Source organism: Bradyrhizobium sp., assembly GCF_049581145.1.
Taxonomy (GTDB): domain Bacteria; phylum Pseudomonadota; class Alphaproteobacteria; order Rhizobiales; family Xanthobacteraceae; genus Bradyrhizobium.
Map to the genome: position 1 here is coordinate 1 of NZ_JBAURI010000586.1, position 6911 is coordinate 6911.

Here is a 6911-nt window from a genome sequence, read left to right on the forward strand (position 1 = left end):
CCAAGAAGGAGATGGTGGAGGCCAATTTGCGCCTCGTGATCTCGATCGCCAAGAAATATACCAACCGCGGCCTGCAGTTCCTCGACCTGATCCAGGAAGGCAATATCGGCCTGATGAAGGCGGTCGACAAATTCGAATACCGCCGCGGCTACAAGTTCTCGACCTATGCGACCTGGTGGATCCGGCAGGCGATCACCCGCTCGATCGCCGATCAGGCGCGCACCATCCGCATCCCCGTGCACATGATCGAGACCATCAACAAGATCGTGCGCACCTCGCGCCAGATGCTCAACGAGATCGGCCGCGAGCCGACGCCGGAAGAGCTCGCCGAGAAGCTCGGCATGCCGCTCGAGAAGGTGCGCAAGGTCCTCAAGATCGCAAAGGAGCCGCTGTCGCTGGAGACGCCGGTCGGCGACGAGGAAGACTCTCACCTCGGTGATTTCATCGAGGACAAGAACGCGATCCTGCCGATCGATGCGGCGATCCAGTCCAATCTCCGCGAGACCACCACGCGCGTCTTGGCCTCGCTGACGCCGCGCGAGGAGCGCGTGCTGCGCATGCGCTTCGGCATCGGCATGAACACCGACCACACGCTGGAAGAAGTCGGCCAGCAGTTCTCGGTGACCCGAGAGCGCATCCGCCAGATCGAAGCCAAGGCGCTGCGCAAGCTGAAGCATCCGTCGCGGTCGCGGAAGCTGCGGAGCTTCCTGGACAACTAGGGAAATCCGCCTGCAGGGCAGGGTCCGGCGTCGAAACAAGAATCGCGGAAGCTGGGAAGCTTCCGCGATCATTCGTTTGAGCGACAACTCGTTTCAAGTTCAGCGCTAGTCAATCAAGCGCACGTCGGATGTGGCACGCCGCAGGACGCGATGTAGCTCAAGCCAACCAGCAATCAATCAGTTCAACGCAAACCGCAAACGAAGCGAACGCAAGCCTTGGAGCGAAAAGGCCGCCCGGAGGCGGCCGCGTCGTCCTTACTTGCTCATGGTGTCGCTGGACTTGGTGGCCTTCTTCGCTTTCTTGGTCTTCTTCATTTTAGTGTCGCTCTTGCTCATGCTGTCGCCGCTCGCCGCGGTCCCGGCCTTGTCAGTGGATTGAGCGAACGCGCTCGATGAAACAAACGCGGTCGAAGAGAGAAAGGCGAGAGCAACGGTAGCAATGATCAGTTTGCGCATGCGGGAACCTCCGTAAGTTAAGCCGCCGCACCATAACGGAACTGGGAGAATAGGGTTCTCCTTCCTTGATCAGTTATTCGTGAGAATCTTAGCCATCTTATTGTCTCTTTTGCATGAATCAGCCGGTAGAATCGGAACCGGGAGCGGTCATTTCAGTTGGTGGCTAGGCAGGCGCTTCGGAGACGGGCTCATGGACTGGCGAACGGCAATGGTGAGAACGGATACGGTATCCGAGACCCGCGAAGATGAACTGGCCTACGCCGCCGGCTGGACCATCAGCGGGCTGGCCACGCTCGGCACCATCATCGCGGTCTGGTTGTTCGCGATTTAGGCGGGGTCGTTCGAGATCGCGCTTGGCATTGGAATCATTGCGCTTTTCTCTGCCGCGACCGTATGATTCCGCGTCCTTTGCGACGGGTAGGTGCAGCGCTGCCATCAATGAGCATGAAGGCCAATTCCCGCATCGCGTCCTTGAAACGCTTCAGGGCTGGTCGTATGGCGCCCTTCCGGGGGCTCGACGACCTACGCGTCTGTGTTGGCGGGCTCTGGCTGACTCAGCGGGACATCCGATCCGCGGGCGGCGACAACTTCCGAACGGACCAGATGGAACGCAGCGAAAATCGTCATCGCGGCAAGCGCGAACCAGGTCATGGCATAGACCAGGTGATTGTTGGGAAGGCTGACCACGGTCAGGCCCGCAACCGGCACGCCGGTGCCGCCTGACCGATCTTCATCGATGAAATACGGCGCGACATGATCCAGGCCCGCCGCCCGTGAAATGGCTTCCACGTCCCTGGAGTACCAGCGGTTGGATGCGGGATCGTTGGCGTGCAGGAAGCCACCATGTGGCTCGGTCATGCGCAGCAAGCCGGTGATTTCCAGCCGCGTCCGCGACTTGCTTCCGCTGTCCTGGTTCGGCTCGTAATCGGGCGGAACGAAGCCGCGATTGACCAGGACCGTGAAGCCGGCATCCGTTCGCAATGGTGTCATCAGCCAGTATCCGCCGCCCAGTTCGGTCACCGCCTGGACCAGGGTGTCGTGATCCGGAACCAGGACGCCCGCGGCGCGCACGTGACGATAGCCGTCGCGCGCGGCCGTGACCGACGGCCATGCGTCGGGTCCCGGGAGGTCGACCGGCGCGGCGTGGATCCGCTGCTCGATCTGATCGATCAGGCCGAGCTTCCAGACACGTCGCTCCAGCTGCCAGACGCCGAGCGCCAGGAATCCTGCCGCAACGAGGATTGCGAGCGCGCAGCAAGCATAGAGCCTCGTCGGCAACCTGCGCGGCCGGTCACTGCTGGCTGCCGTCATCGTCACGGAAGCTGCTTCATGTCGTGCGCGGACATTGGCATCATGTTCGTGGTGAGGTGGTACATGACCCAGAGCGAGCCGCTCAGCGCGATCACGATCAGCACGATGGTGAAGATCAGCGCCATGAAGGTCCAGCCGCTCTCGGATTTCGTATCCATGTGCAGAAAGAAGATCATGTGGACGACGATCTGGGTCAGGGCGAGCCCGACGACGGCAAACGTCGCGGCCATGTTGCTCGAGATCGGGCCGGCCATCACCAGCCAGAACGGAACCGCCGTCAGGATCACGGACAGTCCAAAGCCGATCAGGTAGCCCTTGCGCGTGGCATGGGCCGGTCCGCCGTGGGCATGTGCTGGCGCGTCGACAGTCATCGCAACATTCCCAGCAGATAGACAATGGTGAAGACGCCGATCCAGATCACGTCCAGAAAGTGCCAGAACAGACTGAGGCACATCAGCCTGCGCCGGTTGGGCTCGGTCAGGCCGAACTTGCCGACCTGCACCATCAGCGTGAACAGCCAGACCAGGCCGAAGGTCACGTGAAGCCCGTGGGTGCCGACCAGCGTAAAAAAGGCGGAGAGGAACGCGCTCCGCTGCGGGGTGGCGCCTTGCTCGATCAATTCGCGAAACTCATGCAGCTCGATGCCGATGAATGCCAGGCCGAACAGAGCCGTCAGGGCCAGCCATAGCTGGGTCGCGTTACGCCTGTCTTCCTGCGCCGCCAGCATCGCAAAACCGTAGGTGATCGACGACAGCAGCAGCATCGAGGTGTTGACCGCAACCAACGGCAGCTCGAACAGATCTTTTGGCGCCGGGCCGGCGGCGTAGTTGCGTCCGAGTACGCCATAGATCGCGAACAGCACCGCGAAGATGAGGCAGTCGCTCATCAGGTAGATCCAGAAGCCCAGCATCGTGCTGCCGCCGGCTGCATGGTCGTGCTCGTCGACGAGGTAGAACACCGGGGTATCCGGACCGCTGACGGCGGTGGCGGGCGAAGTGGCGCTCGACATGTCTCAGCTCCCGGCGGCGAGCAGCCGCGTGCGTCGATTTTCCGTTGCAATCACGCTGTCGGCGGGAATGTGGAAATCGCGGTGGTAGTTGAACGTGTGGCCGATCGCGACCGCGAGCAGGGCCAGGAAACTGATGGCGGCGAGCCACCAGATGTACCAGATCATGCCAAAGGCAAACGCCACGCCGAGGCCGGCCAGGATGATTCCGGTGCCGGTGTTGCTCGGCATGTGGATCGGCCTGAAGCCCGAGAGCGGCCTGACATAGCCGCGCTTCTTCATGTCGGTCCAGGCATCGCTGTCGTAGATCACGGGTGTGAAGGCAAAGTTATAGGCGGGCGGCGGCGAGGACGTCGACCATTCCAGTGTGCGGCCGTCCCAGGGGTCGCCGGTGATGTCGCGCAATTTCTCGCGGTTGCGGATGCTGACATAGAACTGGATCAGGGACGCCGCGATGCCGACCGCGATCATCGCAGCGCCCAGTGCGGCGATCACGAACCAGATCCGCAGCGACGGATCGTCGAAATGCCGCAGCCGTCGCGTCACGCCCATCAGGCCGAGCACATAGAGCGGCATGAAGGCGAAGTAGAAGCCGACCACCCAGAACCAGAACGAGACCTTGCCCCAGAACGGGTCGAGGCGGAAGCCGAACGCCTTGGGAAACCAGTAGTTGATGCCCGCGAACAGCCCGAATACCACGCCGCCGATGATCACGTTGTGGAAATGCGCCACCAGGAACAGGCTGTTGTGCAGCACGAAGTCGGCGGGCGGCACCGCCAGCAGCACACCCGTCATGCCGCCGATCACGAAGGTCACCATGAATGCGACGGTCCACATCATCGGCAGTTCGAACCGGACGCGCCCGCGATACATCGTGAACAGCCAATTGAACATCTTGGCCCCGGTCGGAATCGAGATCACCATGGTCGTGATCCCGAAGAAGGCGTTGACGCTGCTGCCGGAGCCCATGGTGAAGAAATGGTGCAGCCAGACGATGTAGGACAGGATCGTGATCACGGCCGTGGCGTAGACCATCGAGGTGTAGCCGAACAGCCGCTTGCCGGAAAAGGTCGCGGTGACTTCGGAGAAAATGCCGAACGCCGGCAGGATCAGGATGTAGACCTCGGGGTGGCCCCAGATCCAGATCAGGTTCACATACATCATCGGACTGCCGCCGAAATCATTGGTGAAGAAATTGGTCCCCACATAGCGGTCGAGCGACAGCAGCACGAGCACGGCGGTCAGCACCGGAAAGGCGGCGACGATCAGGATATTGGTGCACAGCGACGTCCAGACGAAGATCGGCATCTTCATCATGGTGATGCTCGGCGCACGCATCTTCACGATGGTTGCGATCAGGTTCACGCCGGACAACAGCGTGCCGATGCCGGCGACCTGAAGCGCCCAGATGTAGTAGTCGACGCCGACATCGGGACTGTAGGCGATGCCCGACAAGGGCGGATAGGCGAGCCAGCCGGTTCGCGCGAATTCGCCGATGAACAGCGACATCATGACGATGATCGCGCCGCCGACCGTCATCCAGAAGCTGAAATTGTTGAGAAACGGAAACGACACGTCGCGGGCGCCGATCTGCAGCGGCACCACGAAGTTCATCAGGCCGGTCACCAGCGGCATCGCCACGAAGAAGATCATGATGACGCCATGAGCCGTGAAGATCTGGTCATAGTGATGAGCGGGCAGATACCCCTGGGCACTGCCGAACGCGATGGCCTGCTGGCCGCGCATCATCAGGGCGTCGGCGAAACCACGCAGCAGCATCACGAGGCCAAGCACGACGTACATGACGCCGATGCGCTTGTGGTCGACGCTGGTGAACCACTCGCGCCAGAGATAACCCCAGAGCCGGAAGTAGGTTACCGCGCCGAACACCGCGAGACCACCGAATGCCACGATGGCGAACGTGATCACGATGATCGGTTCGTGAAGCGGAAGGGCTTCGAGGGTCAGGCGGCCGAACAGCGGGCTTACGGCCAGCGCGGGTGTCATCATCATCGTCACAGCTGCTTGTCGTGTTCAATCGGATTAGAGGTCGCCAGAGCTGCGGCATCGGCCGCCCGCAGGCGCGAGAGGGGCGGGCGCGGCAGTCCTGCGCCCGCAAGGCCGGCCGGATCGCGCGGCCAAAGCCTGGACGAATAGTTTGTCCCGCCCGCCGGCGGCTTCGGCACTTCGCAGAGCGAGGCCACCATGGAAGGCGGCATGCCCAGCGGCGATCCGCGCCGCGCGTATTTGTCGTACTCGAGGGGGATGACATTGTTGACGCCGGCGAGGCCAAGACCGCCCGCGGCGTCGATCCGCGTCATCTCGTCCATGCACATCTTGCCCGGCTGCACGCACATGTTGACCACGGCGTGGTAGAGGTCCGGCGCCACGGCGCTGAAGTAACGCACCGGTTCGGCCTCGGTTGGACGCTCGAGCTGCAGGTAGCGGTCGCGGTCAAGCGTCTCGCCCGCGTCCTTCACCCGCGAAAGCCACTGATCGAATTCCGCGCTGTCCTGCCCATGGAAGCGGAAACGCATGTCCGAGAAGCCGGCGCCACTGTAATTGGCTGAAAACCCCTGGTATTCGCCTGCCTTGTTGATCACCGCGTGGAGCTTCGTCTCCATGCCGGGCATCGCGTAGATCTGGCCGGCGAGCGCGGGCACGTAGAAGGAGTTCATCACCGACGAGGAGGTGATCACGAAATCGATCGGCCGTCCGACGGGCGCGGCCAGTTCGTTGACGGTCGCGACGCCGAGTTCGGGATAGATGAACAGCCATTTCCAGTCGAGCGCGACGACCTGAACGACCAGCGGCTTGGTTCCGGGCGCAACCGCTTCGCTGGAGGAGATGCGCTCGATCGGCCGATAGGGATCGAGGATGTGGGTGCCGACCCAGGTGATGGCGCCGAGGCAGATGATGATCAGGAGCGGCGACGCCCAGATGATGAGTTCCAACTGGGTCGAATGATCCCAGTCTGGCTCGTAACGCGCGGTCTGATTCGAAGCTCTGTAGCGCCAGGCGAACAGCAGAGTGAGGGCGATCACCGGAATGATGATCAGCAGCATCAGGCCTGTCGATGCCGCGAGCAGGTTGCGCTGCTGCAATGCCACGTCGCCCGCCGGATCGAGCACCACGGCATTGCAGCCTGACAGCATCGTCAGCAGCAGACATGAAACCATCACCTTCTGGAGATGCGATCGGGCGGGTCGGCAGTTAAGACGCACTTGCATGTAAAACGCGTTACATGGAGGGGCAGGTCGGTCCCATTGGACATTTTGTCCAATCTCGGTTCGGAAAGGGGCGGGTTAGGAAGTTGACTATGAGAACCATCCACATGTGGGGCACGGTTCCCCCCACCCAGTTGCGGCTCCAGGATCCAGATGTCGACCATTGACCAGGACGTGTCGACGATTGAACAC

At 61.9% G+C, this 6911-nt stretch carries 8 protein-coding genes; 2 read left to right on the forward strand and 6 right to left on the reverse strand.

Going from position 1 to position 6911, the window contains the following annotated elements:
- Positions 1-719, forward strand: a 719-nt coding sequence (gene rpoD / locus WCB02_RS19375; RefSeq protein ID WP_423960486.1) for an RNA polymerase sigma factor RpoD, incomplete at its 5' end; no start/stop codon positions are given.
- A 255-nt stretch (positions 720-974) separates the two neighbouring features.
- On the opposite strand, the gene WCB02_RS19380 is transcribed toward rpoD, so the two are convergent.
- Positions 975-1175: a hypothetical protein gene (locus tag WCB02_RS19380; protein WP_423960489.1), complete on the reverse strand. Its 201-nt coding sequence runs from the start codon at positions 1173-1175 to the stop codon at positions 975-977.
- A gap of 190 nt (positions 1176-1365) precedes the next feature.
- Here WCB02_RS19380 and WCB02_RS19385 point away from each other — a divergent pair, with 190 nt between their 5' ends.
- Complete coding sequence (locus WCB02_RS19385) at positions 1366-1506, forward strand: hypothetical protein (protein WP_423960491.1); 141 nt, start codon at positions 1366-1368, stop codon at positions 1504-1506.
- A 191-nt stretch (positions 1507-1697) separates the two neighbouring features.
- Here the strand turns inward: WCB02_RS19385 and WCB02_RS19390 are convergent, their stop codons facing one another.
- From WCB02_RS19390 to cyoA, 5 genes are read right to left on the reverse strand one after another with little or no spacing between them, the layout of a single operon-like run.
- Positions 1698-2486 carry an SURF1 family protein gene (locus WCB02_RS19390; RefSeq protein WP_423960502.1) on the reverse strand — a complete coding sequence of 263 codons (789 nt, stop codon included), beginning with the start codon at positions 2484-2486 and terminating at the stop codon, positions 1698-1700.
- A 2-nt stretch (positions 2487-2488) separates the two neighbouring features.
- On the reverse strand, positions 2489-2857 hold the full coding sequence (gene cyoD, locus WCB02_RS19395; RefSeq protein WP_423960494.1) for a cytochrome o ubiquinol oxidase subunit IV: 369 nt from the start codon (positions 2855-2857) through the stop codon (positions 2489-2491).
- Positions 2854-3495: a cytochrome o ubiquinol oxidase subunit III gene (gene cyoC / locus WCB02_RS19400; RefSeq protein WP_423960496.1), complete on the reverse strand. Its 642-nt coding sequence runs from the start codon at positions 3493-3495 to the stop codon at positions 2854-2856. The genes cyoD and cyoC overlap by 4 nt, the downstream gene beginning before the upstream one ends.
- 3 nt (positions 3496-3498) lie before the next feature.
- The gene (gene cyoB, locus WCB02_RS19405) at positions 3499-5505 is read right to left on the reverse strand and encodes a cytochrome o ubiquinol oxidase subunit I (protein ID WP_423960498.1); all 2007 of its coding nucleotides are present in this window, start codon (positions 5503-5505) and stop codon (positions 3499-3501) included.
- Between the two features lie 2 nt (positions 5506-5507).
- A complete protein-coding gene (gene cyoA, locus WCB02_RS19410; protein ID WP_423960500.1) occupies positions 5508-6671 on the reverse strand; it encodes a ubiquinol oxidase subunit II in 1164 nt (387 codons plus the stop codon).
- Positions 6672-6911 lie beyond the last annotated feature (240 nt).

Bases quoted from the DNA above. Each gene is read 5' to 3' on its own strand.
- cyoD (WP_423960494.1), bottom strand. From the start codon at position 2,857: ATGACTGTCGACGCGCCAGCACATGCCCACGGCGGACCGGCCCATGCC.
- cyoC (WP_423960496.1), bottom strand. From the start codon at position 3,495: ATGTCGAGCGCCACTTCGCCCGCCACCGCCGTCAGCGGTCCGGATACC.
- cyoB (WP_423960498.1), bottom strand. From the start codon at position 5,505: ATGATGATGACACCCGCGCTGGCCGTAAGCCCGCTGTTCGGCCGCCTG.
- cyoA (WP_423960500.1), bottom strand. From the start codon at position 6,671: ATGGTTTCATGTCTGCTGCTGACGATGCTGTCAGGCTGCAATGCCGTG.
- WCB02_RS19390 (WP_423960502.1), bottom strand. From the start codon at position 2,486: ATGACGGCAGCCAGCAGTGACCGGCCGCGCAGGTTGCCGACGAGGCTC.
- WCB02_RS19385 (WP_423960491.1), top strand. From the start codon at position 1,366: ATGGACTGGCGAACGGCAATGGTGAGAACGGATACGGTATCCGAGACC.
- WCB02_RS19380 (WP_423960489.1), bottom strand. From the start codon at position 1,175: ATGCGCAAACTGATCATTGCTACCGTTGCTCTCGCCTTTCTCTCTTCG.